Raw genomic sequence first — 23,104 nt, 5'->3', positions numbered from 1 at the left:
TTTTCCCGTTGGATTAAAAGGAGAAAAATGGGCTCGGGGCGGCCCATCGCCCATTTTTCGTGTTGTATGTTTCACCAGCTTTGCGCCGCTTAAGTGCGCAAAGCTGGTGAAATCCCGCCTCCGAAGCCGTGGGCGTCGCCCATCGGCCTCGGAGGGAACCAAATCCATCCCCGCGCGGAAAGCTTGATTGAGCACGGGGATTCTTTTTGAACCGGGGAAAAGTACACTGAGGCCAAAGGCCGAAGGACTTTTTCACGACTGACTGATCCGTTCCGACTGGCGGGCTTGGGCTGGCTCAGGCCTCGAAATGGGGGCGGCGGATCATCCGGGGCAGCACGCCCTCGACCCGGCCCAGCAGCAGCGACAGCAGATAGACTGCTCCGGCAACCAATACGATCGCCGGGCCGGAAGGGAGGTCGAAGCGGAACGACAGCACCAGCCCGGCATAGCCCGAGGCAAACGCGATCAGCGCCGCCACCGCGACCAATGCCCACAGGCGGCGCACCCACATCCGCGCCGCCGCTGCCGGGAGCATCATCAGCCCGACCGCCATCAGGGTTCCCAGCGCCTGGAATCCGGCGACGAGGTTCAGCACCACCAGCACCAGAAAGGCAAGATGGACCCAGCCGCCGCCGCCGCCAACGGCGCGGAGGAAGCCGGGATCGAAACATTCGGCGACCAGCGGGCGATAGAGCAGGGCGAATCCGCAGAGGGTGACCGAGGCGATCGACGCCACCAGCAGCAGCGACAGATCATCGACCGCCAGCACCGAGCCGAACAGCACATGCATCAGATCGACGTTGCTGCCGTGGGCTGAAACGATCATCACCCCCGATGCCAGCGAGATCAGGTAGAAGGCGGCGAAGTTGGCGTCTTCGCGCAGGGCGGTGAAGCGGGTCGCCAGCCCCGACAGCAGCGCCACCGTCAATCCGGCGACGAAACCGCCCAGCCCCATCGCGGGCAGCGACAGGCCGCCCAGTAGAAAGCCGATGGCGGCACCGGGCAGAACGGAATGGCTGAGCGCGTCGCCTAACAGGCTCATCCGCCGCAACAGCAGGAACATGCCGACCGGGGCGCAGCCGAGCGACAGCGCCAGACAGGCGATCAGGGCGCGGCGCATGAAGGCGAAATCGGCGAAGGGCGCCACCAGCAGATCATAAAGCATCGGACTGCCCCCGGTGACACAGGTCCGCGTTGTCGTCCCAGGCCGCGCTGCTTTGGCGCATCCGGTCCAACGTCGCAGGCGTCAGCACCGTTTCGGTTGGTCCCCACGCCACCGCTTCCCGCGCCAGGGCCAGGGTGAAGGGAAAAGCGCGGCGGACCAGATCGAGATCGTGCAGCACCGCGATCACCGTCCGCCCTTCGTCGCCCCAACGCTGGATCACCGCCATCAGATCATCGACGGTGCGGGAATCGATCGCGGCGAACGGCTCGTCGAGCAGGATCGCCGCGCCGTCTTCCAGCATCAGGCGGGCGAACAGCACCCGCTGGCGCTGGCCCAGGCTGAGCGAGCCAATCGTCCGCGCCTCTAAACCGGGCAGTCCCACCGCCGCCAGGGCCGCCGCCGCCGCCGCGCGGCCGTCGCGGCCGATCGCGCCGAAGGCGCCGCTTTGCCGCCAGTGGCCGAGCAGGACGACATCAAGAACCGAGATCGGAAAACCGGGTTCCAGGTCGGCTTGCTGCGGCAGATAGGCGATGCGACCGCGCTCGGCCTTGGACAAGGCGACCCGGCCGCTCAACGTCGGCAACAGCCCCTTGATCCCTTTCAGCAGCGTGCTCTTGCCCGCACCGTTGGGGCCGATCACCGCGGTCAGCCGACCGGGGGCGAAGGTGCCGCTCAGGTGATGCACGGCCGGATGACGCTGGTAGCCGAGGGTCAGATCGTCGAGGCGAAGAATCACGGCGTGTCTCCCCACCAGCCCAGCGCCCAGCCGACCGCCGCCCACAGCGGGACAAGGCACAGGATCGCTGAGGCCAGACGGGCCGGGGCGCTCCAGGCCAGCAGCGAGGGGAGGGGGCGGGTGGGGGATGACATGGGGGGTCCGGGACAATTGCGATTGTTATAACATATCAATTCCGCCACTCCCGCAAGTCCCGTCTCGTCGGTGAATGGGGCCGGGGCGGCGAGGCTTGACAAAGGCCGGTCCGCCATCGCTACACTTCAAATCATACGTTTGGATAAGGGAGCCCCCGGCCATGGATCGCCGTCATTTTCTTCGGGTCTCCGCCTTGGCCGGTCTGGGCATCGCCGTCGGCGGGCGTGAGGCGGCGGCATTGAAGCGGATCGAGTGCGGCGACGACAGCACCGAGTCCGCCTGCAAACGGCTCGCCGAGCATGAAGGCTTTTTGCGCGATATGGATCGGATGTTGGCCGAAAAGGGCGTCACCGATCCGGCCCAGCGTCAGGCGCTGCTGGCCGCCGCCACCTGTCCGGTCTGCGGGTTGCCGCTGACGCCGTCGGCGACCGGGGCGTTCTGAGCGGCGAGGCTCTCCTGCGGCGTTCGGCCTCCGCCTGTCGCCACCGCTTGGCGGCGGCGGGGCTGGCCGCTTTGGCCGCGATCCTGCCGCTTCCCCTGGCGGCGCAATCCTGGACCGCCTCGCATCAATTCCCGGTGGGCGACCCGCGCGATCAGGCGCTGCGCCGTCTCGCCGACGATCTGGCCGGTCTGGGCATCGCCATCCGCATCTTTCCTCAGGCGACGCTGCTGTCGCCGCGCGACCAGTTGAGCGGGCTGAACAATGGCACTCTCGACCTCGCCTTGATCCCCGCCGATTACATGATCGACCGCATTCCGCAGATCGCGGTGCTGTCGCTGCCCGGTGTCGTGCGGGGTCTGGATCATGCCCGCCGCCTCAACGCCTCGGGGCCGATGCGCGATCTGCATCGCCGGATCGAAGCGGCGGGCGCGGTGGTGATCGGGCAAAGCTGGGCCGCAGGCACGATCGCCGGGCGGCGACATTGCATCGTCGCTCCCACCGACGCCGCCGGTCTGCGCGCCCGCATCATCGGGCCGTATTACGCTGAATTGTGGGGGGCAACCGGAGCGGTGCCGGTGCCGGTGCCGACCTCGGAAATGCTGGCCACCTTGCTCGATCACGGCCTGATCGACATCGCCAGCACCAGCGTCACCACCCTGTTGAGCGCCCGGCTGCGGACCCGCTTCGCCTGCCTGACCCTGCCGGGGGCCGCAGGCGCGATCTGGTATTTCTACGAACCGATCTTGCTGTCGCGGCGGGCATGGGAGGAATTGGATACGGAACGCCGTCAGGCGGTGCTGGATGCGGGCAGCCGGGCCGGGAGCGCGTTGACCGCCAACGCGTCACGCTTCGAACGGCAATTGGCCGGGGATTATCTCGCCGCCGGGATCGAGGTTCGGACACTCGATCCGGAAGCGCTGACGGCATGGCAGCGGCTGGCGCGGCGGACGTCGTGGAAGATGTTCCGCGAGCAGGTGGCGGGCGGGGCCGAGATGATCGACCGCGTCCTGGCGGTGGAGTGACGCTCCGCCCCATCCTCTCTTTCGTCCGAGAGGATGGGGGGGAGGTCAGGCTGTTACCGCCGCTGAAGCTGATCGCGCCGTTCCAGTTGCTCGAACAGATCGAGCACCCAGATGGCGCGGTCGGTGAAGCTCCACCAGCGGATCGGCGGGCGGATCTTGCCGCGCGACGCTTCGGGCCAGTCGGGGATCGCGGCGACGGCATCGACCAGGAAGCGGGCTTCCTCGACCGGCGGCGCGACAATCCGGTGGGTGGGAATGAAGTCGCTCAGAACGATCTTGGTCACCAGCAGCCACAGCTTGTGGTACAGCGGCACCACGGCGCGGCCGGTGACGGAATCGTAGCCGCGCCGCCGGACCTTGTGACCGATTTCGGCATAGAGGAAGCGGGCGGCGTGGATGGCACCCCGGCAGGCGGGGGGCAGGGCGGCGACGCCCGCTTCCGAGCGGAGATACAGTTCGTCGGCGGCCTTCAGCAGCCGCTTGACCACCCGGCCCAGCGCCTTGTCGAACTTGGGGTCTTTTAACCAGGCGTCGGGGTCGATCCCTTCCTCGCGCATCCAGGTCAGCGGCAGATAGATGCGGCCCCTGCGGGCGTCCTCGCCGACATCGCGGGCGATGTTGGTGAATTGCATCGCGATGCCCAGATCGCAGGCCCGCGCCACCGCGTCGGGATCGCGCACCCCCATCAGCATCGTCATCATCGCCCCGACCGTGCCCGCGACGCGGGTGGCATAGGCGTTGAGGTCGGACAGGGTTTCATAACGACGGCCCAGCCCGTCCCACTCGAACCCCTCGATCAGGGCGGCGGGCAGGGTCTTGGGGATGCCGTAAAAGGCGACGACCTGAGCGAATTCGCGGTCGGCGGCGATCGGTGCCGGATTGCCCGCATAGATTCCGTCGAGCCGGTCGAGCAATCCTTCGAGCGCGTCGATCCCGCCGCCTTCATCGACGGCGTCGTCGGCCAATCGGCAAAAGGCATACAGCGCGGTCGCGGGCTTGCAGACCGAACTGGGCAGCAGCAGCGAGGCGGCGAAGAACGATTTCGACCCGCCTTTCATCAGAGCGCGGCATTCGGCGAAATCGGCCGCCGACGAGGCGGGGCGGTTAGATGAGGGCGTTGGCATCGGGCACCAGCCTGTCAATGACCTGCGCGGAGGACAGCACGCCCGGAAGTCCGGCGCCGGGATGGGTTCCGGCACCGACCAGATACAGGCGGTCGAGTTCCTCGCTGCGGTTGTTGGGACGGAACCACGCGCTTTGAAGCAGGATCGGCTGCATGCCGAACGCGGCGCCACGGAACGATTGCAGCCGGTTCTGGAAGTCGAGCGGCGTCGTCATCCGCGAGGAGACGACGTTGGCTTCCAGATCGGGCAGCACGGTACGGCTGAGATAGGCGGCGATCCGCTTGCGGTAGATTTCTGCCTCGGTCGTCCAGTCGGTATCGCCTTCCAGATTGGGAACCGGCGACAGCACATAGAACGAGTCGCAGCCCTTGGGGGCCATCGACGGGTCCGTCGCGGTGGGGCGATAGAGATACAGGCTGAAATCCTCGGCCAGGGTTTTCTTGTCGAAGATGTCGTGCAGCAGACCACGGTAGCGCGGGCCGAGGAGGATGGTGTGGTGAGGGACATCCTCATAACGCTTCCGGGTGCCAAAGTACCACACGAAGGCGCTCATCGAACTGACACTTTTCTCGATCCGCGAATCCGACCAGCGGAAGCGCGGTTCGTCGGCGAGCAGGGTGTTATAGGTGGTGGCGGCATCGGCGTTGGAGACGACGATGTCGGCGTCGATCACCTCGCCCGATTCAAGACGGACGCCGACGGCGCGGCCCTGCTCGGCCAGGATGCGGGCAACCGGAGACTTGTAACGGATCTTGTTGCCCTGGCCCTCGATCAGCCCGACCAGCCCCTGGACCAGCGCGCCGGTGCCGCCCATCGCGAAATGGACGCCCCAGCGCTGTTCCAGATACGAGATCAGGCTGTAGACCGACGTCACCGAATAGGGATTGCCGCCGATCAACAGCGGATGGAAGCTAAAGACGATCCGCAGCGCGTCGTCGGACAGATATTCGGCGGCGAACTGGTACACGCTGCGGTACGAGCGATGGATCGCCATCGCCGGAGCCACCTTCAGCATGTCGGTGATCGACGAGAACGGCATCGAGGACAGCTTCTCGAAGCCGACCCGGAACACCCCCTCGCTCGCCTTCATGAAGCGGTCATAGCCGGGCAGGTCGCCCGGGCAGAACTTCGCCACCTCGGCCCGCAGCCGGTCGCGATCGCCGCAATAATCGAAGGTGCGGCCATCGTCGAACCGGATGCGGTAGAACGGGTCCATCAGGCGGAGGTCGATGTCGTCCGACATCGTCTTGCCGCACAATTTCCACAGCTCTTCGAACAGGAACGGCGCGGTGATGATGGTCGGACCGGCATCGAAGGTGAACCCGTCCTGACGGAAGACGTAACCGCGTCCCCCTGCCGCGTCGAGACGCTCCAGAACGGTGACGCGATAGCCGCGGGCTCCCAGGCGGATGGCGGCGGCAAGGCCGCCGTAGCCGCTGCCGATGACGACGGCATGGGGGCGGGTGGCTCCGTCCCGGATCGTATTCTGACTGTGCGCAAGGGTCACTGACGGGTCTCCGATCTGGTTTAGGCTTTGATCAGGCCGGTAAGGTGGGCGATGTTCTTCAGGAAAATGCGGACATGGGCCAGCGGCTTGGCCTTGACCAGTTCCTTGTTCATGTAGGCGTCGAAGGTCAGCTGCTGAACGTCCTTGTCGCGGCAGATGCTGACGAAGCGTTCGCGGCGGTTGTCGTTGCTGTACCAGAAGCTCTGCATCACGCCGAGGACGCGGAACACGTTGCCGTGCGCCTTCATGAAGCGGCGACGGGCACTGGCCAGGGCCTTGGGCTTGCCGCTGATCAGGAAGTCGGCGACCGCTTCGCCGGCGAGACGGCCGCCGACCATCGCGTAATAGATGCCTTCGCCCGAGGCCGGGGCGACGACGCCAGCGGCGTCACCGGCCAGCAGCACGTCGCGGCCGTTATCCCACACCTTGAGCGGCTCCATCGGGATCGGCGCGCCTTCCTGGCGCAGGGTCTCGGCGCTGTCCAACCCGATCGTCTTGCGCAGGTCGGTGACCGCCTGACGCATCGAGAAGCCCTTCAGCGCGGTGCCGGTGCCGATGCTGACGGTGTCGCCGTGCGGGAACACCCAGGCATAAAAGTCCGGCGACAGCGGGCCTTGGTAATAGACGTCGCAGCGGTCGGCCTCATAGCCCGCCGGGGGCTGGTCGGGGGTGCGGACGAATTCATGATAGGCGAAGACGTATTTCAGCTTGTCGGCACCGGGCACCGCCTGACGGCCGATCGCGGACTGGGCACCGTCGGCGCCGATCACGGCGCGGGCCTTGACCGCCGCCGGATTGCCGTCGGAATCCTTGTAGTGGATCACCGCGACGCCGTTCTCGTCGCGCTCGAAGGTCTCGAAGGTGCCGGTGCGACGTTCGGCTCCGGCGGCACGGGCCCGCTCGCGCAGCCATTCGTCGAAGGTCGAGCGGTTGACCATGCCGACATAGCCGCCCTCGATCGGAATATCGACATACTGGTTCGAGGGAGCGATCATCCGCGCCTTGGTGATCCGCGCCACCAGCAGGCTGTCGGGAATCTCGAACTCGGCCATCAACCGGGGCGGCACCGCGCCACCACAGGGCTTGATTCGACCGGCGCGGTCGAGCAGCAGAACCGAGAAGCCACGCCGGGCCAGATGGGTCGCCGCTGTCGCTCCGGCCGGACCGCCGCCAACCACGACGGCGTCGAAAGTGTTAAGTTCGGTCATCGTCTTTCCCCCCGATTGGTGTTTCGGCTCAACCGCCGACCGGCCCCTCTGCCTCGCTCTGGCGAGACCCGGACCCACTTGACTGGAACACACTCACCGCCAACCAGGCGGCGACAACGAACAACAGGGCTTCCATCGCGAACACGGCGGCATAGGCGGCGGCGGGCGAGCCCAGCAGCCAGCGGGCCAGATCGCTCGACGCGGTCGCAACCAGACCGCCCACGGCAAAGGCGACCGCCTGGGCCGCGCCCCAAATTCCCATCCGGGTTCCCTCGCGCGATTTGGTGCCGTGGCCGACCATCGTCATCATCGAACTGATCGCCGACACCGCGAAGGCACCGTTGGCGATCCCCAAGATGAACACGGTGAGGTCGAGCGGCCAGTCGGGCGCGACAAAGCCCGATCCGGCCAGGACCAGCAGGATCAAACCCGACCCGACGCAGCCGATCATCGTCGAGGCGCGCATCGTCCCGGCCCAGCGGCGGGACAAAATGGTGCACAGCGTCCCGGCCAGGATCATTCCCAGCAGGGCACCGCCATGTTGCATCCCGGTGATCCGCGCCGTCTCGCCGACGGTGCGGCCATAGACGTGACCGGCGAACGGCTCCAGGATCAGTTCCTGGGCGTTATAGGCCAGCATCGAGACGAAGATGAACAGGGTCAGGCTGCGGGCCTGCGGCTCGGACCACACTTCGGCCAGCGCCTGCATGAACGGCTGCTGCCGTTTCTCGGGCGGCGGCGCGGATTCGTGCGAAAGCGGGCCTTCGACCCCCCACAGCGCGCCGCCGGTCAACACCAGGGCAAACACGGCGACACCGACGGTAACCTCGATCAAACGCTCGGCCGAGAACGGAGCGAGCAGCTTGCTGACGGTTCCGGCGGTGACCGCCATTCCGGCGATCATCATCACCCAGACGATCGTCGCGGCGGCGGGACGCAGCGCGGGGGCGACCCGTTTCGCCATCAGCACCAACAGGGTGGTGCCCGAAGTGCCCGCGCCGATGCCGACCAGGGTGAAGCCGATGAAGGAAACCGCCAGACCCAGCGGCAGCGAGGTCTCGATCAGCGGGATCGCCAGCGCGGCGGAGATCCCGCCGGTGGCGAGGATCACTTGGCCGCCCATGATCCAGGGGGCTCGCCGCCCGCCCTGATCGGAGCCATAGCCCATCCGGGGACGCAGGATCTGGACGGCGTAATGCCACGCCACCAGAACGCCGGGAACCAAGGCGGGCAGGGCCAGTTCGACCGCCATCACGCGGTTGACGGTCGAGGTGGCGAGAACGACGATGGCCCCCAGGGAGGCCTGGATCAGCCCGAGCCGGACAATACCAAGCCAGCCGAGAGGGGCGCCGGAACTCACTGGGTCACCCCGGCATTCAACGCGACCGCGCTGACCATCATGCCGAGGACATAAAGAGTGATGCCGGTGGCATTATACCAGGGCGCCAGTTCGGCCGGACGCTTCAGCAGCTTGACCATCAGCACGCCCTGAATCGCCAGCAGCAGGGTGACGATCGCGGCTCCGGTGGTGTGGCCCCACAGCAGCAGCAGCAAGATCACCACTGCCTGCGGGATGGCCATCACCTTGCAGGCCAGCACCCCGGCCTTCTCCGGCCCGAGCAGCACCGGCAGCGAGTTGACGCCCATCTGACGGTCGCCCTCGACCGACTTGAAATCGTTCAGGGTCATGATGCCGTGCGCCCCGGCGCTATAGAGCGCGGCCAGGGCGAACACCTTCCAGTCGGGCAGGCCGCCGGTCATCACGGCGGCACCGGTGATCCAGGGCAGACCCTCGTAACAGGCGGCGCAGGCGAGGTTGCCGTGCCAGCCGTTTTCCTTCAGCCGCCACGGCGGCGCACTGTAGGCCCAGGCCAGCGCGAGGCCGAGCAGGGCGGCGACGAACACCACCGCGCCGAGATAGAACGCGACCCAGGCCGACAAAGCGGTCCATCCGATCGCTATATAAAGTCCGGTCTGGCCGGGCAGGCGGCCCGACGGGATCGGGCGGTTGGGCTCGTTGATGGCATCGACATGGCGGTCGAACCAGTCGTTGACAGCCTGGCTGGTGCCGCAGACCAGCGGACCGGCCAGGGCAACCCCAGCGACGACGAAGCCGAAATGGTCGATCACCGACTGACCCGACGAGACCACGCCACACGCGAACGCCCACATCGGCGGGAACCACGTGATGGGCTTGAGCAGTTCCACCGAGGGCGCGATGATCGCGCGAGCTTTCACCAAATCCATGACCCTTTGTCTCCCTCGACACCGGCAAAGCGCCGCCATTAGACGCGGGCCAGACCGCCCGTTCCTTGGAATTTACTCTCCGATCCGGACAGCACCTCCCCCGGCGCCGTCTGGGCGGCCAATTTAAGGGGGGAGATCGCTCGCTGGCAAGGCGAATTGCAACGGTTCGAAAGGGCCGCGCATAGCCCGACTCTGGCGGAAATGGCCGACAGGAACGCTAGGTTGACACCCCCAGACCGACCGTATAGCATCCCGGGTCATGCTTCCGGCTGGGGGGAACGTCGGTAAGATGTCAGGACTTAATTTCGTCTACAACCTGGTCGATTCAATGGACAGATGCCCTTGGGGAACTGTGGCAGGGCGGAGCAACGTCCACCACGAGTCACCGCCACCCGCACCGCCCGCGCCCTTGTACACGCCCGAAGAGCGTCTTCGGCGCGATCAGACTCCCTGGACCCTGGTTCAAGGGATTCTGGCTCCCATTCAATTCGTCGTCTTTCTGGTCAGCCTCGGGCTGGTGATCCACTATCTGGTCACCGGATCGGGCGAGACCGCCGCGACCGTGTCGATCGTCGCTAAGACCTTGATTCTCTACACCATCATGATTACCGGAGCGATCTGGGAAAAGGTGGTGTTCGGCTGCTATCTGTTCGCCCGTCCGTTCTTCTGGGAGGATGTGTTCAGCTTCCTGGTCCTGGCCCTGCATACAATCTATCTGTGGGGGCTGCTGACCGGATCGCTCAGCATCCAGCAGCAGATGTACGTGGCGCTTGCCGCCTATGCCACCTACGTCGTCAATGCGGGCCAGTTCCTGCTGAAGCTTCGCGCTGCCCGGCTCCAGGCCGCGGCCGAAGCTGTCGGCACGGGCGGGTCCGCGCAATGACCGTTCCACCAGAAGCGACGTCCGTGGAGATCAAATCTATGGGGTGTGACGACAGCACCGTGCTGCGCGAACGCGGTCAGCGCGAGGTCTTCTGTGGCCTCGCGCCGATCGTCTGGCTGCATCGCAAGATTCAGGACGCCTTTTTTCTGGTCGTCGGATCGCGCACCTGTGCTCACCTGATTCAATCGGCGGCCGGCGTGATGATCTTCGCCGAGCCCCGCTTCGCCACCGCGATCATCGAGGAACGCGATCTGGCCGGTCGTGCCGACGTCAATGCCGAACTCGACCGGATCGTGACCCGTCTGCTCGAACGCCGTCCCGACATCAAGATGCTGTTCCTGGTCGGCTCGTGCCCGTCCGAGGTGATCAAGCTCGATCTTGATCTCGCCGCCGACCGCCTGATGCGGACCGTCGGCACCGGGGTGCGGATCGTTCATTTCTCCGGCAGCGGTCTGGAAACCACCTTCTCGCAGGGCGAAGATGCCTGTCTGACCGCCCTGGTGCCGCACCTCCCCGCCGCCGAGGCGGGGGCAGGGCGCTCGCTGCTGGTGGTCGGGTCGCTGGCCGAAGTGGTCGAAGGACAGCTTCAGCGTCTGCTCGAAGGTCTGGGGATCGAGCGGGTCCGCTTCTTCCCGCCGCGCAGTTCGGACGACCTTCCCCCGGTCGGTCCCGACACCGTGGTTCTGCTGGCCCATCCGTTCCTCGCAACCACCGCCCGCGCGCTCGAAGCCCGCGGCGCAACCCGGGTGTCGGCCCCGTTCCCGCTGGGAGCGGAGGGGACCACCCTGTGGCTGAAGGCGGCGGCCGATGCGTTCGGCGTCGCGCCCGAGCGGTTCGAGGCGGTCACCGCCCCGGCGGCGGCGCGGGCCAAGATGGCGCTCGACCGCTATCGCGAGGAGCTGAGCGGCAAGAAGATCTTCTTCTTCCCGGATTCGCAGATCGAGATTCCGCTGGCCCGCTTCCTGTCGCGGGAACTGGGGATGGAGTTGGCCGAGGTCGGTACGCCCTACCTCAACCGCCAGATGATCGCCCCGGAACTGGCCCTGCTGCCGAGTGGAACCCGGTTGTCGGAAGGCCAGGATCTCGAACGTCAGCTTGACCGCTGTCGCGCCGATCGTCCCGATCTGGTGGTGTGCGGACTGGGCCTCGCCAACCCGTTCGAGGCCGAGGGCATCGCCACCAAATGGTCGATCGAGCTTCTTTTTACGCCAATCCAAGGCTATGATCAGGCAGGCGATCTGGCGGAATTGTTCGCCAGGCCGTTGTTGCGTCGGTCACGGCTGGTGGAGCTTGCGCCATGCAATTGACCCTCTGGACCTATGAGGGGCCGTCCCACATCGGCGCGATTCGTGTCGCCGCCGCGATGACCGGCGTCCATTTCGTCCTGCACGCGCCGCAGGGCGATTCCTATGCCGACCTGCTGTTCACGATGATCGAGCGCGGCCAGAAGCGCCCGCCGGTCACCTATACCAGCTTCCAGGGTCGTGAACTCGCCTCCAACACCAGCGAACTGTTCAAGACCGCCGCCCGCGACGCGATCGAACGCTATAAGCCGCAGGCGCTGTTGGTCGGCTCCAGTTGCACCGCCGAACTGATCCAGGACGATACCGGCGGTCTGGCCCGGGCGATGAACCTGCCGATCCCGGTGGTGCCGGTCGAATTGTCGGCCTTCATGCGCAAGGAAAACTGGGGTGCGAACGAGACCTTCTACCAGTTGGTCCGTGCCCTGGCCGGGCCGCATGTTCCCCCGCCCGGTACGCCGCGTCCGCCCCGCGCGCCGGGACAGCGGCCGCGCTGCAATCTGCTGGGGGCGACCTCGCTGGGCTTCCGCCATCGCGACGACGTCACCGAGATTGCCCGTCTGCTCGACCGGATCGGGATCGACGTCAACGTCGCCGCGCCCTTAGGCGCCAGCCCGGCCGATCTCGCCCGTCTGGGCGATGCCGAGTTCAACGTCGTGCTCTATCCCGAAGTCGCCGGAGCGGCGGCGGAATGGTTGAAGCGCTCGTTCGGACAGCCCGCCGTCACCACCGTTCCGCTCGGGATCGGGGCCACGCTCGACTTCATCCGCGAGGTCGCGACCCTGGCCGGGATTGATCCGGCCCAGGCTTTGGCCCATGTGCCGTCGCGGCTGCCGTGGTACTCGCGCTCGGTCGATTCGAACTATCTGACCGGCAAGCGGGTGTTCGTGTTCGGCGACGCCACCCACGCGATCGGTGCGGCCCGCGTCGCGGTCAAGGAACTGGGCTTTACCGTGGTCGGGCTCGGCACCTATTCGCGCGAACAGGCCCGCGACGTCCGCGAGGCGGCGAAGCTGTACGGGATCGAGGCGCTGATCACCGACGATTATCTGGAGGTCGAGGCCAAGGTGGCCGAGGCTCAGCCCGATCTGGTGTTGGGCACCCAGATGGAACGTCACGTCGCCAAGCGGCTGGGGGTTCCCTGCGCGGTGATCTCGGCCCCGGTCCATGTCCAGGATTTCCCGGCGCGCTATGCCCCCCAGCTTGGGTTCGAAGGCGCCAACGTGCTGTTCGACACCTGGATTCATCCGCTGATGATGGGGCTGGAGGAACATCTGCTGACGATGTTCCGGCACGATTTCGAATTCCACGAGGAGGCGGCGCCGTCGCATCTCGGACGGGGAGCCGCCCAGGCGGCCGAGCGTCCCGCCGATGTCGTCGCCGTCGCGGCCGCTCCGGCGGTCGCCACCGACTCGTCCGGTCCCGTCGCCGCCCCCGTTGCTACCGGAGACGTCGTCCCGGTGTGGACGGCGGACGCGGAAAAAGAGTTGCTCAAGGTGCCGTTCTTTGTCCGCGGCAAGGCTCGCCGCAACACCGAACGGTTCGCTCGCGAGCGTGGTTTGGCCCAAATTACCGTTGAGGCGCTTTATGATGCAAAAGCGAATGTCGGGCGCTGAGTCGACGCCGATCCGCGTCGTCATCGTGACGATGGACAGCCATCTTGCGGCTGCCGTGGATCGGGCTGGTGCGGTGTTGCGGCAGGAAGTGCCCACCCTTGAGTTGGTGATGCACTCGGCCGACGAATATTGCAACGATGCCGGGGCCCTCGCGAGCTGCATCGCCGATATCGAGACCGCTGATATCGTCATTTCCTGCATGCTGTTCCTGGACGAGCACATCCGTGCCGTTCTGCCGGCGCTGACGGCGCGACGCGACGGCTGCGACGCAATGCTGTGCTGCCTGTCGGCCAGCGAAGTGATGAAGCTGACCAAGCTTGGCAAGTTCACCATGAGCGGTGAAGCCAAGGGCATGATGGCGCTGCTGAAGAAGCTGAAGGGCGACAGCGGCAACAAGGGCACCAGCGGCCAGGGCCAGATGAAGATGCTGCGCCAGCTGCCCAAGCTGATGCGCTTCATTCCCGGCACCGCCCAGGACGTCCGCGCCTATTTCCTCTGCCTGCAATATTGGCTGGCCGGGTCGGACGAAAACGTCGCCAACATGGTCCGCCTGCTGATCGAGCGCTATGCCGCCGGTCCGCGCAAGGGCCTCGCCCATTCGGTCAAGGTCTCCGACCCGATCGAATATCCCGATGTCGGCCTCTATCACCCCAAGGCCAAGAACCGGATCGTCGAGCATCTGAGCGACCTGCCCAAGGTTGGTGGCGAGACCGGAACCGTTGGCGTTCTGGTGCTGCGCTCCTATGTCCTGGCCGGGAATTCCGCCCATTATGACGGGGTGATCGCCGCGCTCGAAGCCAAGGGGCTGCGGGTGATCGTCGCCTTCGCCAGCGGGCTCGACCCGCGCGAGGCGATCGACCAATACTTCTTCAAGGACGGCGTCCCGACCATCGACCTGATGCTGTCCTTGACTGGCTTCTCGCTGGTCGGCGGCCCGGCTTATAACGACGCCCATTCGGCCGAGACGGTGCTGTCGAAGCTCGACGTGCCCTACATCGCCGCCCATGCGGTCGAGTTCCAGACGCTGGACCAGTGGCGGGCGGATTCGCGCGGCCTGATGCCGATCGAAGCGACGATGATGGTCGCGCTGCCGGAATTGGACGGCGCGATCTGCCCGATGACCTTCGGCGGCCGACCCGCTTCCAGCGACGGCCACAAGCGTCGCGAGATGGTGGTCGATGAGGAGCGGGCCGAGACCCTGGCCGCCCGCGTCGCCAAGCTGGTGATGCTGCGCCGGACCGAGCGGGCCAACCGCAAGGTCGCGGTAATCCTGTTCAACTTCCCGCCCAACGCGGGCAAGGTCGGCACCGCCGCGTTCCTTGCGGTGTTCCCATCGATCTTCAACACGCTGACGGCGATGAAGGCGGCGGGCTATCAGGTCGAGGTACCCGAATCTGCCGACGCGCTGCGGGACTCGCTGCTGCAAGGCAATTCCTCGCTGTACGGGACTCCCGCCAATGTCGCGGCGAAGATTTCGGCCGAGGATCATGTCCGCCACGAACGCTATCTGCCCGAGATTGAGGGGCAGTGGGGTCCGGCTCCCGGTCGTCAGCAGAGCGACGGGGCCAGCATCTTCGTGTTGGGCCAGCAATTCGGTAACGTCTTCGTCGGTGTCCAGCCCGCCTTCGGTTACGAGGGCGATCCGATGCGCCTGCTGTTCGAAAAGGGCTTCTCGCCGACGCACGCCTTCTCGGCGTTCTATCGCTGGATTCGCGATTCCTTTGGGGCGCATGCCGTGCTGCATTTTGGCACCCATGGCGCGCTCGAATTCATGCCGGGCAAGCAATCGGGTCTGTCCGGAGCCTGCTGGCCGGACCGGCTGATTTCCGATCTGCCCAACTTCTATCTCTATGCCTCGAACAACCCGTCGGAAGGCACCATCGCCAAGCGTCGGGCGGCGGCGCAGTTGATCAGCTATCTGACCCCGCCGATCACCCATTCCGGCCTCTATCGTGGCTTGCAGGATCTGAAGACCTCGATTGATCGCTGGCGTCAGCTTGAGCCGGACTCCGATCCCGAACAGCGGGCCTCGCTGGCCGATCTGATCCAGGCCCAGGCAGCGGCGGTTGATCTGGCCCAGCTCGAACCGGCCTGGGGGCCGGACGAGCGGCAGAAGGCGATCGAGACGCTCAACAACGAGTTGCTCGAACTCGAACTGACCCTGATTCCGAACGGCCTGCATGTCGTCGGCGAGCCGGAAACCCCGGAAGAGCGCTCCGACATGCTCGATGCCGCCGGGATCACCGATCCGGAAAACCGGGCGCGGGTCGATGATCTGTTGTCGCGCGATTACGAAATCCCGGCGATCCTCAACGCGCTCGACGGCCGCTATATCCGTCCCGCGCCGGGCGGCGATCTGCTGCGGACCACCGACGTTCTGCCGACCGGCCGCAATCTGCACGGCTTCGATCCGTTCCGTATCCCGAGCGCGTTCGCGGTCAAGGACGGGGCGCGTCAGGCCGGGCGCATTCTCGAGCGGCATCAGGCCGACGGGCATGGCGTGCCTGAGACGGTGGCGATCGTGCTGTGGGGCACCGACAACCTGAAGACCGAGGGCGGCCCGATCGCTCAGGCGCTGTGGTTGATGGGAGCCGAACCGCGCCACGATTCCTATGGCCGTCTGTGCGGCGCGCAATTGATCCCGCTGGAAACGCTGGGTCGTCCCCGCATCGACGTCGTGCTGACCCTGTCGGGCATCTTCCGCGATCTGCTGCCGTTGCAGACCCGGATGCTGGCCGAGGCGGCGTTGCTCGCCGCCAGTGCCGACGAGACGCCCGAGCAGAATTTCGTCCGTAAGCACGCTCTGTCGATCATCGAATCGACCGGCTGCGAGATGGCCGAGGCGGCGCTCCGGGTGTTCGGCAACGAAGACGGGGCCTATGGCGCCAACGTCAACCAGTTGGTCGAAGCCGGGGCCTGGGACGACGAGGACGAACTGGCCGACGCCTACCAGAAGCGCAAGGGCTTTGCCTTTGGCGTCAATGGCAAGCCCGCCCGCAACGATGCGGTGCTGAACAAGCTGCTGGCCAGCGTCGATGTCACCTATCAGAACGTCGATTCGGTCGAAGTCGGCGTCACCACCGTCGATCACTATTTCGACTCGCTGGGCGGCATCACCCGCGCGGTGAAGCGGGCGCGTGGCGGCACCTCGGCGGCGACCTATATCGGCGATCAGACCCACGGCGAAGGCACCGTGCGGACCCTGGCCGAACAGGTCTCGCTCGAAACCCGCACCCGCACCCTCAATCCGAAATGGTACGAGGCGCTGCTGGCCCACGGCTATGAAGGCGTGCGCGAGATCGAGGCTCAGGTCACCAATACCCTGGGCTGGTCGGCGACCACCGGCGAAGTGGCTCCCTGGGTCTATCGCCAGCTGACCGAAACCTACATGCTCGATCCCGAGATGCGCGAGCGTCTGGCCAAGCTCAATCCGACCGCGTCGGCCAAGATCGCCAACCGTCTGATCGAAGCGCACGAACGCAATTACTGGTCACCGGATGAGGACATGTTGAAGGTGTTGCAGGAAGCTGGTCGCGAGTTGGAAGACCGTCTTGAGGGCGTTAACGTCGGGGTCGCCGCATGAGAAACGATATCGGTGCCGATTGCGACAGCCCGAGCCACTGTCCCGACGATGACGGCAGCGTCCAGGTGAAGCCCGATCCCCGTGTCAAGATCGGCTCGGCCAAGGTCTTCACGATCTATGGCAAGGGCGGCATCGGCAAGTCGACCACCTCGTCCAATCTGGCGGTCGCCTTCTCGAAGCTGGGCAAGCGGGTTCTGCTGATCGGCTGTGATCCCAAGCACGATTCGACCTTCACCCTGACCAAGCGTCTGACCACCACGGTGATCGACGTGCTGGAAGAGGTCGATTACCACCCGGAAGAGTTGCGGACCGAAGATTTCGTGTTCGAGGGCTATAACGGCGTGATGTGCGTCGAGGCGGGCGGGCCGCCCGCCGGGACCGGCTGCGGCGGCTATGTCGTCGGTCAGACCGTCAAGCTGCTGAAGGAACATCACCTGCTCGACGAGACCGACGTCGTCGTGTTTGACGTTCTGGGCGACGTCGTCTGCGGCGGCTTTGCCGCGCCGCTCCATTACGCCGACCGCGCCTTGATCGTCGCCGCCAACGATTTCGATTCGATCTTCGCGATGAACCGGATCATCGCGGCGATCCAGGCCAAGGCGCGCGATTATCCGGTGCGGGTGGGCGGCATGATCGCCAACCGCAGCGCCGCCACCGACCAGATCGACAAATTCAACGATCTGGCCGGGATGAAGCGTCTGGCCCACATGCCCGAACTCGACGTGATCCGCAAAAGCCGTCTGCAAAAGGCGACTTTGTTCGAGTTGGATCCGTCCAACCCCGACGTCGCGACGGCGCAGACCGAGTATCTGCGTTTGGCCACGCAATTGTGGGCCGGGGTCGAGCCGTTGGAGGCCGCACGGTCTCTGAAGGATCGTGAAATCTTCGATTTGTTGGGATTTAATTGATGCCCACCGCCAATTACCAACACCGTAAGGGCTGGCTCGCCACTTACTTTGACCGGACCGCCGCCGACGCCTGGGCCAAATTGACGTCGGACAGCCCGGTCAGCCGGATTCGCGAGACCGTCCGGGCCGGGCGCGAGGAAATGCGCGGCACCCTGATGAGCTGGCTGCCCGCCGATATGACCGGGATGCGGCTGCTCGATGCCGGGTGCGGCACCGGCCTGCTCGCCGTCGAGGCGGCGCGGCGCGGGGCCGAGGTGGTGGCGATCGACCTGTCGCCGACCCTGATCGGCGTGGCCAAGGAACGGATGCCCGACGACCTCGCCCCCGGCAGCATTGATTTCCGCTCGGGTGATATGCTCGATCCCGCGCTCGGCACTTTCGACTATGCCGTGGCGATGGACTCGATCATCCATTACGATACACCGGACAAGGTCAAGGTTGTCGCCGCGCTGGCGGCGATGACCCGTCGTGCCGTGCTGTTCACCTTTGCTCCGCGCACGCCGATGCTGATGCTGATGCATCACGCCGGCAAGTTCTTCCCGCGCGGAGATCGCGGCCCGTCGATCGTTCCGGTCGAGGAGAGTGCTCTGTTGGCGAAGATTGCCACCACATCCGAATTGGCAGGCTGGAGTCCGGGGCGGACCCGGCGTATTCTGACCGGGTTTTATAAATCCCAGGCGCTGGAGCTGCGGCGGTCATGAAGAGGCTTACCAACAGCATTGCGCGCTCGTTGGTGGGAATCGACACGCGATTCCTGCCCTTCGCCGATATTGCCACGCCCGATCTTCCGCTGGGCCGTCTGTTCCGTCTGTCGCTGTTCCAGCTGACCGTCGGCATGGCGGTGGTGTTGGTCATCGGCACCCTGAACCGGGTGATGATCGTCGAACTCGGCGTTCCGGCCTGGCTGGTGGCGCTGATGGTGGCGTTGCCGCTGATCCTGGCTCCGTTCCGCACCTTCATCGGCTTCAAGTCGGACCATCACCGCTCCGCCCTTGGCTGGCGCCGCGTTCCCTATATCTGGATGGGAACGATGCTCCAGTTCGGCGGGTTGTCGATCATGCCGTTCGCCCTGCTGCTGCTGTCCGAGCCCTCGGTGGGGCCGAACATCGTCGGTCAGATCGGGGCCGCCGCCGCCTTCCTGCTGGTCGGGGCTGGGATGCACACCGCCCAGACCGTCGGGCTGGCGCTTGCCGCCGACATGGCGCCCGAGGAAAGCCGTCCCCGCGTCGTCGCGATGATGTGCTCGATGCTGCTGGTCGGCATGGTGCTGAGCGCGGTGGTGTTCGGCATTCTGTTGTCCGATTTCTCGCCGCAGCGTCTGATCGAGGTGGTCCAGGGGGCCGCTTTCGTCACGATGCTGTTGAATTCCATCGCTCTGTGGAAGCAGGAGCCGCGCGACCCCAATCGCGCCAAGACCGCCGCGGCGAAGGTCGCGACGCCCGAGCCCCGCTTCCGCGACGCGTGGAACGATTTCATGCAGGACCCCAACGCTACCCGTCGGCTGGTTGCCATCGGGGTTGGGACCGTCGGTTTCAGCATGCAGGACGTCCTGCTGGAACCGTTCGGCGGTCAGGTTCTGCATCTTCCGGTGGCCGCCACGACGGCGTTGACCGCCCTGCTCGCCATCGGCGGGTTGTGTGGGTATCTCGCCGTGGCGCGAGGGCTTGCCGCCGGTTTGAACGTCCACCGCCTGGCCCAGTTCGGGGTGTTCTCGGGCCTGGCGGCATTGATCAGCCTGATCGTTTCCGCTCCGACTCATTCGGTGGCGCTGTTCGCTCTCGGAACAGTGCTGATCGGGTTCGGAACCGGTCAGTTTGTCGCCTCGACCCTGTCGGCTTCGATGGGGCTGGCAAAGAAGGGCGACAGTGGGCTGGCACTGGGCGCCTGGGGAGCGGTTCAGGCTTCTGCGGCCGGGATCGCGATTGCTCTGGGGGGGGTGACCCGGGATGGGGTGTCCAGTCTGGCGGCCTCTGGCACGCTGGGCGCGGCCCTCAATGACCCGGCCACCGGCTACGCTGTAGTTTATATTATCGAAATCCTGATGCTGCTCGCCGCGCTGATCGCCCTTGGGCCCCTGTTGCGGGCCGAGGGCAACAAAGCTGGTCAGCGTTAGTCAATGTCCGGCCTCGCCGGGCTTCCTAGTTAATCTCTACGATTGAGGTCATACCATGGACATCGGCGCTTTCACTCCTTACGTAGACGCGGCTCAGCTTACGCTGTATGCGTTCTGGGCGTTCTTCGCCGTACTGGTCTACTATCTCCGCTCGGAAGACAAGCGCGAGGGCTATCCGCTGGTGACGGATGGACCGAACCCCGAGCGACTGATCGGCTTCCCGCCGCTGCCCGAGCCCAAGACCTTCGTGCTGCGTGACGGTTCGACCCGTACCGCTCCGCGGGCCGAGGCTCTGGTTCCGGTGACCAACGCGGTTCCGGCGTACAAGTTCGACGGCGCCCCGCTGATCCCGACCGGCAATGCTCTGCTGTCCGGCGTCGGCCCGGCCTCGTGGGCCGAGCGTTCCGACCTGCCCGACATCGATGCCGAGGGTCACAACCGTCTCGTCCCGCTGCGGGTCGCGACCGATCTGTCGATCGCTTCCGAAGATCCCGATCCGCGCGGCTTCAAGGCCATCGGTGCCGACGGCAAGGTTGCCGGTACCGTCAGCGACGTCTGGGTCGATCGTGGCGATCTGCTGATCCGCTACTACGAAATCGCCACCTCGGCGAGCCGCACCGTCCTGATTCCGGCTCCGCTGGTCAAGGTCAACGGTGACGATCAGCAGGTCTCCACCGGTGCGGTTCCGGCCGCTCTGTTCGCCGGTGCTCCGACCCTGGCGAACCCCGACCGTATCACCTTCCGTGAAGAAGACCGCGTCAGCGCCTATTTCGGCGGCGGCTATCTGTATGCGACGGCTGATCGGTCGGAATCCTGGCTGTGAGTGATCACGACCATCATTTTGAAATGGTCCCGGGCTTGCCCGGGCCTCTTCCTCAGGGGGAGCGCCTGCTTTGGCAGGGCTCCCCGTCCTGGTGGCAGCTAACCTCCCGTGCGTTCCATTTCGGGTGGTTGGCCGCTTACTTCGGTGTCCTCGCCGCGTGGCGGGTCGCCAGCACCATCGCCGACGGGGGGGGCGCCCTTGACGCCACCTTCGCCGGTGGTCTGATGGTGGTGGGTGGTTTGGCTGCGGCCTGGGTTCTGATCATGATTGGATGGTCCAGCGCTCGGGCAACGACCTATTCCATTACCAATCGCCGCGTGGTCATTTCCCACGGCGTCGCTCTTCCGCTGTCGGTCAACCTGCCGTTCGGGATGATCGAGTCCGCCGAGCTTAAAACCTATTCCGATGGGACCGGGGATATTTCCCTCTCATTGAACGGGGATCAGCATCTGGCCTATCTGGTATTGTGGCCACATGCCCGTCCCTGGCGGTTTTCCAAGGTCGAGCCGACGCTGCGTGCCGTTCCTGGTGCGGTAGCGATCGCCCGTATCCTGGGGGCCGCCCTGGTCGAAGCCGCTCCGGCGCACCCCGCCGCTGCCGATCCGGTTGCGCGCGAAAACGCCGAAGCCTGAATCGGGAGTTATCATGAGCGGTCCGTTCGGCGACAAACCCATTCCTCGCCCCCTGTTGATCAGCGTCGGCGTCATGCTGGCTCTGGTGATCGGTCTGGTCGGGGTTGCCAAGGTGAGCGGCTACAAGCTGGGGCTTCCCCCGGCCGACGCCGTCGCGATTGACAGCCGCGATGTCATTTTTATCGACCAGCCCGATGGCGGCGTTCTGGTTCTCGAAGCCGGGAGTCGCGAGAAGATCGACGTTCTGGCCCCCGGTGCCTACGGCTTTGTCCGGGGAGCGATGCGGGCGCTGGCCCGCGAACATCGCGGCCTGGAACGGGGCGAAGACGCGCCGTTCCGTCTGACCGCCTGGAACGATGGGCGGGTTACCCTCGACGATCTCACCACCCAGGCCCGGATCGAGCTGAAAGCCTATGGCCCGACCAATGCCGACGCCTTTGCCCGGTTGCTGACCATCGGAAAACCGGCGTCATGACGGGCCGGGCGTTCCCGGATTTGCCCCGCTTCCCCCGAGACCACCGGCCGCAGGAGTAGCGGGGCATGCTCGATTATGTCCTCCCCGCCGCCTACGCTCTGTTCCTGTGGTGGTTCGGAACCGGGGCCGTGTTGTTTCTCGATGGCCTGCCCTCAATAACCTTCCGCAAGACGATGGTGGTGGCGACGGCGGTGTTTGCCGCCTCGATGCTGGGGCTGGCCGCGACAGCGGGCGAGGCCAGCGTCGCCGGGGCCTATGCCGCCTTCACCTTCGCCTTCTTCGCCTGGGCGTGGCAGGAAATCAGCTTCTATCTCGGCTATGTCACCGGGCCGCGCCGTCATGCCTGCCCCGAGGGGTGCCGAGGCTGGGTCCATCTGGGCCACGGCATTCAGGTGACGCTGTATCACGAGATCAAGATCGTCGTGACCGGGGCGGTGATGTGGTGGTTGACCTGGGACTCGCCCAACCAACTGGCTTTCTGGTGCTTCGTGATCCTGTGGAGCATGCATCAGAGCGCCAAGCTCAACGTCTTCCTCGGCGTGCCCAATCTCAGCGAAGATTTCCTTCCCGACCATCTGAGCTTTTTGCGCAGCTTCCTGACCCGGCGGCCGATGAACATGCTGTTCCCGCTGTCGGTCACCGTCACCACCGTCGCCGCCGCCTGGGTGATCGGGCTGGCCGCCGACGCCGAACCGGGCAGCTATAACCTAGCCGCCTACACCTTCCTCTCGACCCTGTTGGTTGTCGGCGTGTTGGAACATTGGTTCCTGGTGCTGCCGCTGCCGACCTCGGCTCTGTGGGAGTGGGGGCTGAAGACCCATGCCTCCCATCACGACAAGGGTGCGGGCAGCGACACCACGCTTCAGTCGGTGGTCGCTCCGGTGACGCCGATCGTTCCGGTTTCTCCCCCCGCCGCCAAGCCCTGATCTCAGCAGGCTTCGTGGGCGCTGCCCACACCCGCCAGGGGGCCGCGCCCCCTGGACCGGCATCATTCTCTTCATGGATTGGGTTCGCAGGGCCTTTGGCCCTGTGCGGGGAGTACGGGGCAGAGCCCCGTTTATTGTCCACAGAGGCCCCACAAAGAAACACCCCCCTCTCCGGCTGTTTAGACCGGAGAGGGGGGTGCCACGGGCCGAAAAGAACCTAGAGCCTTTTCCATTCAAATGGAATCGGCTCTAGGATTT

At 65.7% G+C, this 23,104-nt stretch carries 21 protein-coding genes; 13 read left to right on the top strand and 8 right to left on the bottom strand.

The window, feature by feature from the left end:
• Positions 1–295 precede the first annotated feature (295 nt).
• From BLW40_RS08020 to BLW40_RS17625, 3 genes are read right to left on the bottom strand one after another with little or no spacing between them, the layout of a single operon-like run.
• A complete protein-coding gene (locus tag BLW40_RS08020) occupies positions 296–1,165 on the bottom strand; it encodes a metal ABC transporter permease (protein ID WP_074767318.1) in 870 nt (289 codons plus the stop codon).
• On the bottom strand, positions 1,155–1,901 hold the full coding sequence (locus BLW40_RS08015) for a metal ABC transporter ATP-binding protein (RefSeq protein ID WP_074767481.1): 747 nt from the start codon (positions 1,899–1,901) through the stop codon (positions 1,155–1,157). Before BLW40_RS08015 ends, BLW40_RS08020 begins: the two co-directional genes overlap by 11 nt.
• A complete protein-coding gene (locus tag BLW40_RS17625) occupies positions 1,898–2,035 on the bottom strand; it encodes a hypothetical protein (RefSeq protein ID WP_170834546.1) in 138 nt (45 codons plus the stop codon). Before BLW40_RS17625 ends, BLW40_RS08015 begins: the two co-directional genes overlap by 4 nt.
• A 161-nt stretch (positions 2,036–2,196) precedes the next feature.
• On the opposite strand from BLW40_RS17625, the gene BLW40_RS08010 reads away from it, so the two are divergent.
• Together BLW40_RS08010 and dctP are read left to right on the top strand one after the other, a co-directional pair.
• Entirely contained in the window at positions 2,197–2,478 is a 282-nt protein-coding gene (locus tag BLW40_RS08010; protein WP_074767316.1) for a hypothetical protein, read from the top strand.
• 47 nt (positions 2,479–2,525) lie between these two features.
• Positions 2,526–3,500: a TRAP transporter substrate-binding protein DctP gene (gene dctP, locus BLW40_RS08005; RefSeq protein WP_083386693.1), complete on the top strand. Its 975-nt coding sequence runs from the start codon at positions 2,526–2,528 to the stop codon at positions 3,498–3,500.
• 53 nt (positions 3,501–3,553) lie between these two features.
• Here the strand turns inward: dctP and BLW40_RS08000 are convergent, their stop codons facing one another.
• Genes BLW40_RS08000 through chlG form a run of 5 tightly spaced genes read right to left on the bottom strand, consistent with a single transcriptional unit; the run spans position 3,554 to position 9,586 of the window.
• Positions 3,554–4,624, bottom strand: coding sequence for a phytoene/squalene synthase family protein (locus BLW40_RS08000; protein WP_074767311.1), 1,071 nt, complete (start codon positions 4,622–4,624; stop codon positions 3,554–3,556).
• Positions 4,605–6,131 (bottom strand): phytoene desaturase, encoded by a 1,527-nt coding sequence (locus tag BLW40_RS07995; protein WP_074767308.1) that lies wholly within the window; start codon positions 6,129–6,131, stop codon positions 4,605–4,607. The genes BLW40_RS08000 and BLW40_RS07995 overlap by 20 nt, the downstream gene beginning before the upstream one ends.
• A 20-nt stretch (positions 6,132–6,151) precedes the next feature.
• On the bottom strand, positions 6,152–7,339 hold the full coding sequence (locus BLW40_RS07990; protein WP_074767305.1) for a geranylgeranyl diphosphate reductase: 1,188 nt from the start codon (positions 7,337–7,339) through the stop codon (positions 6,152–6,154).
• A gap of 28 nt (positions 7,340–7,367) precedes the next feature.
• Complete coding sequence (locus BLW40_RS07985; protein ID WP_074767303.1) at positions 7,368–8,699, bottom strand: BCD family MFS transporter; 1,332 nt, start codon at positions 8,697–8,699, stop codon at positions 7,368–7,370.
• Entirely contained in the window at positions 8,696–9,586 is an 891-nt protein-coding gene (gene chlG / locus BLW40_RS07980; protein ID WP_074767300.1) for a chlorophyll synthase ChlG, read from the bottom strand. Before chlG ends, BLW40_RS07985 begins: the two co-directional genes overlap by 4 nt.
• 409 nt (positions 9,587–9,995) lie before the next feature.
• Here chlG and bchF point away from each other — a divergent pair, with 409 nt between their 5' ends.
• The 11 genes from bchF (at position 9,996) to puhE (ending at position 22,846) form a co-directional block, all read left to right on the top strand.
• Entirely contained in the window at positions 9,996–10,469 is a 474-nt protein-coding gene (bchF, locus tag BLW40_RS07975; RefSeq protein ID WP_425283703.1) for a 2-vinyl bacteriochlorophyllide hydratase, read from the top strand.
• On the top strand, positions 10,466–11,776 hold the full coding sequence (locus tag BLW40_RS07970; RefSeq protein WP_425283702.1) for a ferredoxin:protochlorophyllide reductase (ATP-dependent) subunit N: 1,311 nt from the start codon (positions 10,466–10,468) through the stop codon (positions 11,774–11,776). Before bchF ends, BLW40_RS07970 begins: the two co-directional genes overlap by 4 nt.
• Complete coding sequence (bchB, locus tag BLW40_RS07965; RefSeq protein ID WP_074767292.1) at positions 11,767–13,386, top strand: ferredoxin:protochlorophyllide reductase (ATP-dependent) subunit B; 1,620 nt, start codon at positions 11,767–11,769, stop codon at positions 13,384–13,386. The genes BLW40_RS07970 and bchB overlap by 10 nt, the downstream gene beginning before the upstream one ends.
• Positions 13,373–16,969, top strand: a complete 3,597-nt coding sequence (locus BLW40_RS07960; protein WP_425283701.1) for a magnesium chelatase subunit H — start codon at positions 13,373–13,375, stop codon at positions 16,967–16,969. The genes bchB and BLW40_RS07960 overlap by 14 nt, the downstream gene beginning before the upstream one ends.
• Positions 16,966–17,877 carry a ferredoxin:protochlorophyllide reductase (ATP-dependent) iron-sulfur ATP-binding protein gene (gene bchL / locus BLW40_RS07955; protein ID WP_074767286.1) on the top strand — a complete coding sequence of 304 codons (912 nt, stop codon included), beginning with the start codon at positions 16,966–16,968 and terminating at the stop codon, positions 17,875–17,877. Before BLW40_RS07960 ends, bchL begins: the two co-directional genes overlap by 4 nt.
• Complete coding sequence (gene bchM, locus BLW40_RS07950) at positions 17,877–18,578, top strand: magnesium protoporphyrin IX methyltransferase (protein ID WP_074767283.1); 702 nt, start codon at positions 17,877–17,879, stop codon at positions 18,576–18,578. The genes bchL and bchM overlap by 1 nt, the downstream gene beginning before the upstream one ends.
• Positions 18,575–19,990, top strand: a complete 1,416-nt coding sequence (locus BLW40_RS07945; RefSeq protein WP_074767281.1) for a BCD family MFS transporter — start codon at positions 18,575–18,577, stop codon at positions 19,988–19,990. The genes bchM and BLW40_RS07945 overlap by 4 nt, the downstream gene beginning before the upstream one ends.
• 55 nt (positions 19,991–20,045) lie before the next feature.
• Complete coding sequence (gene puhA / locus BLW40_RS07940) at positions 20,046–20,813, top strand: photosynthetic reaction center subunit H (RefSeq protein WP_074767278.1); 768 nt, start codon at positions 20,046–20,048, stop codon at positions 20,811–20,813.
• Positions 20,810–21,445, top strand: a complete 636-nt coding sequence (gene puhB, locus BLW40_RS07935; protein WP_083386692.1) for a photosynthetic complex putative assembly protein PuhB — start codon at positions 20,810–20,812, stop codon at positions 21,443–21,445. Before puhA ends, puhB begins: the two co-directional genes overlap by 4 nt.
• A 13-nt stretch (positions 21,446–21,458) precedes the next feature.
• Positions 21,459–21,920 (top strand): photosynthetic complex assembly protein PuhC, encoded by a 462-nt coding sequence (gene puhC, locus BLW40_RS07930; protein WP_074767272.1) that lies wholly within the window; start codon positions 21,459–21,461, stop codon positions 21,918–21,920.
• Positions 21,921–21,985: 65 nt separating this feature from the next.
• Positions 21,986–22,846 (top strand): putative photosynthetic complex assembly protein PuhE, encoded by an 861-nt coding sequence (gene puhE / locus BLW40_RS07925; protein WP_074767270.1) that lies wholly within the window; start codon positions 21,986–21,988, stop codon positions 22,844–22,846.
• The last annotated feature ends 258 nt before the right edge of the window (positions 22,847–23,104 follow it).

Origin of the sequence: Magnetospirillum fulvum, from assembly GCF_900108475.1 — a bacterium.
Classification (GTDB): domain Bacteria; phylum Pseudomonadota; class Alphaproteobacteria; order Rhodospirillales; family Magnetospirillaceae; genus Phaeospirillum; species Phaeospirillum fulvum_A.
This window is presented reverse-complemented; position numbering and strand designations above follow the sequence as displayed.

Excerpts from the sequence above, each read along its gene's own strand:
- BLW40_RS08020 (WP_074767318.1), bottom strand. The coding sequence starts at position 1,165 with ATGCTTTATGATCTGCTGGTGGCGCCCTTCGCCGATTTCGCCTTCATG.
- BLW40_RS17625 (WP_170834546.1), bottom strand. The coding sequence starts at position 2,035 with ATGTCATCCCCCACCCGCCCCCTCCCCTCGCTGCTGGCCTGGAGCGCC.
- BLW40_RS08010 (WP_074767316.1), top strand. The coding sequence starts at position 2,197 with ATGGATCGCCGTCATTTTCTTCGGGTCTCCGCCTTGGCCGGTCTGGGC.
- BLW40_RS08000 (WP_074767311.1), bottom strand. The coding sequence starts at position 4,624 with ATGCCAACGCCCTCATCTAACCGCCCCGCCTCGTCGGCGGCCGATTTC.
- BLW40_RS07990 (WP_074767305.1), bottom strand. The coding sequence starts at position 7,339 with ATGACCGAACTTAACACTTTCGACGCCGTCGTGGTTGGCGGCGGTCCG.
- chlG (WP_074767300.1), bottom strand. The coding sequence starts at position 9,586 with ATGGATTTGGTGAAAGCTCGCGCGATCATCGCGCCCTCGGTGGAACTG.
- BLW40_RS07970 (WP_425283702.1), top strand. The coding sequence starts at position 10,466 with ATGACCGTTCCACCAGAAGCGACGTCCGTGGAGATCAAATCTATGGGG.
- bchB (WP_074767292.1), top strand. The coding sequence starts at position 11,767 with ATGCAATTGACCCTCTGGACCTATGAGGGGCCGTCCCACATCGGCGCG.
- BLW40_RS07960 (WP_425283701.1), top strand. The coding sequence starts at position 13,373 with ATGTCGGGCGCTGAGTCGACGCCGATCCGCGTCGTCATCGTGACGATG.
- bchL (WP_074767286.1), top strand. The coding sequence starts at position 16,966 with ATGAGAAACGATATCGGTGCCGATTGCGACAGCCCGAGCCACTGTCCC.
- bchM (WP_074767283.1), top strand. The coding sequence starts at position 17,877 with ATGCCCACCGCCAATTACCAACACCGTAAGGGCTGGCTCGCCACTTAC.
- BLW40_RS07945 (WP_074767281.1), top strand. The coding sequence starts at position 18,575 with ATGAAGAGGCTTACCAACAGCATTGCGCGCTCGTTGGTGGGAATCGAC.
- puhA (WP_074767278.1), top strand. The coding sequence starts at position 20,046 with ATGGACATCGGCGCTTTCACTCCTTACGTAGACGCGGCTCAGCTTACG.
- puhC (WP_074767272.1), top strand. The coding sequence starts at position 21,459 with ATGAGCGGTCCGTTCGGCGACAAACCCATTCCTCGCCCCCTGTTGATC.
- puhE (WP_074767270.1), top strand. The coding sequence starts at position 21,986 with ATGCTCGATTATGTCCTCCCCGCCGCCTACGCTCTGTTCCTGTGGTGG.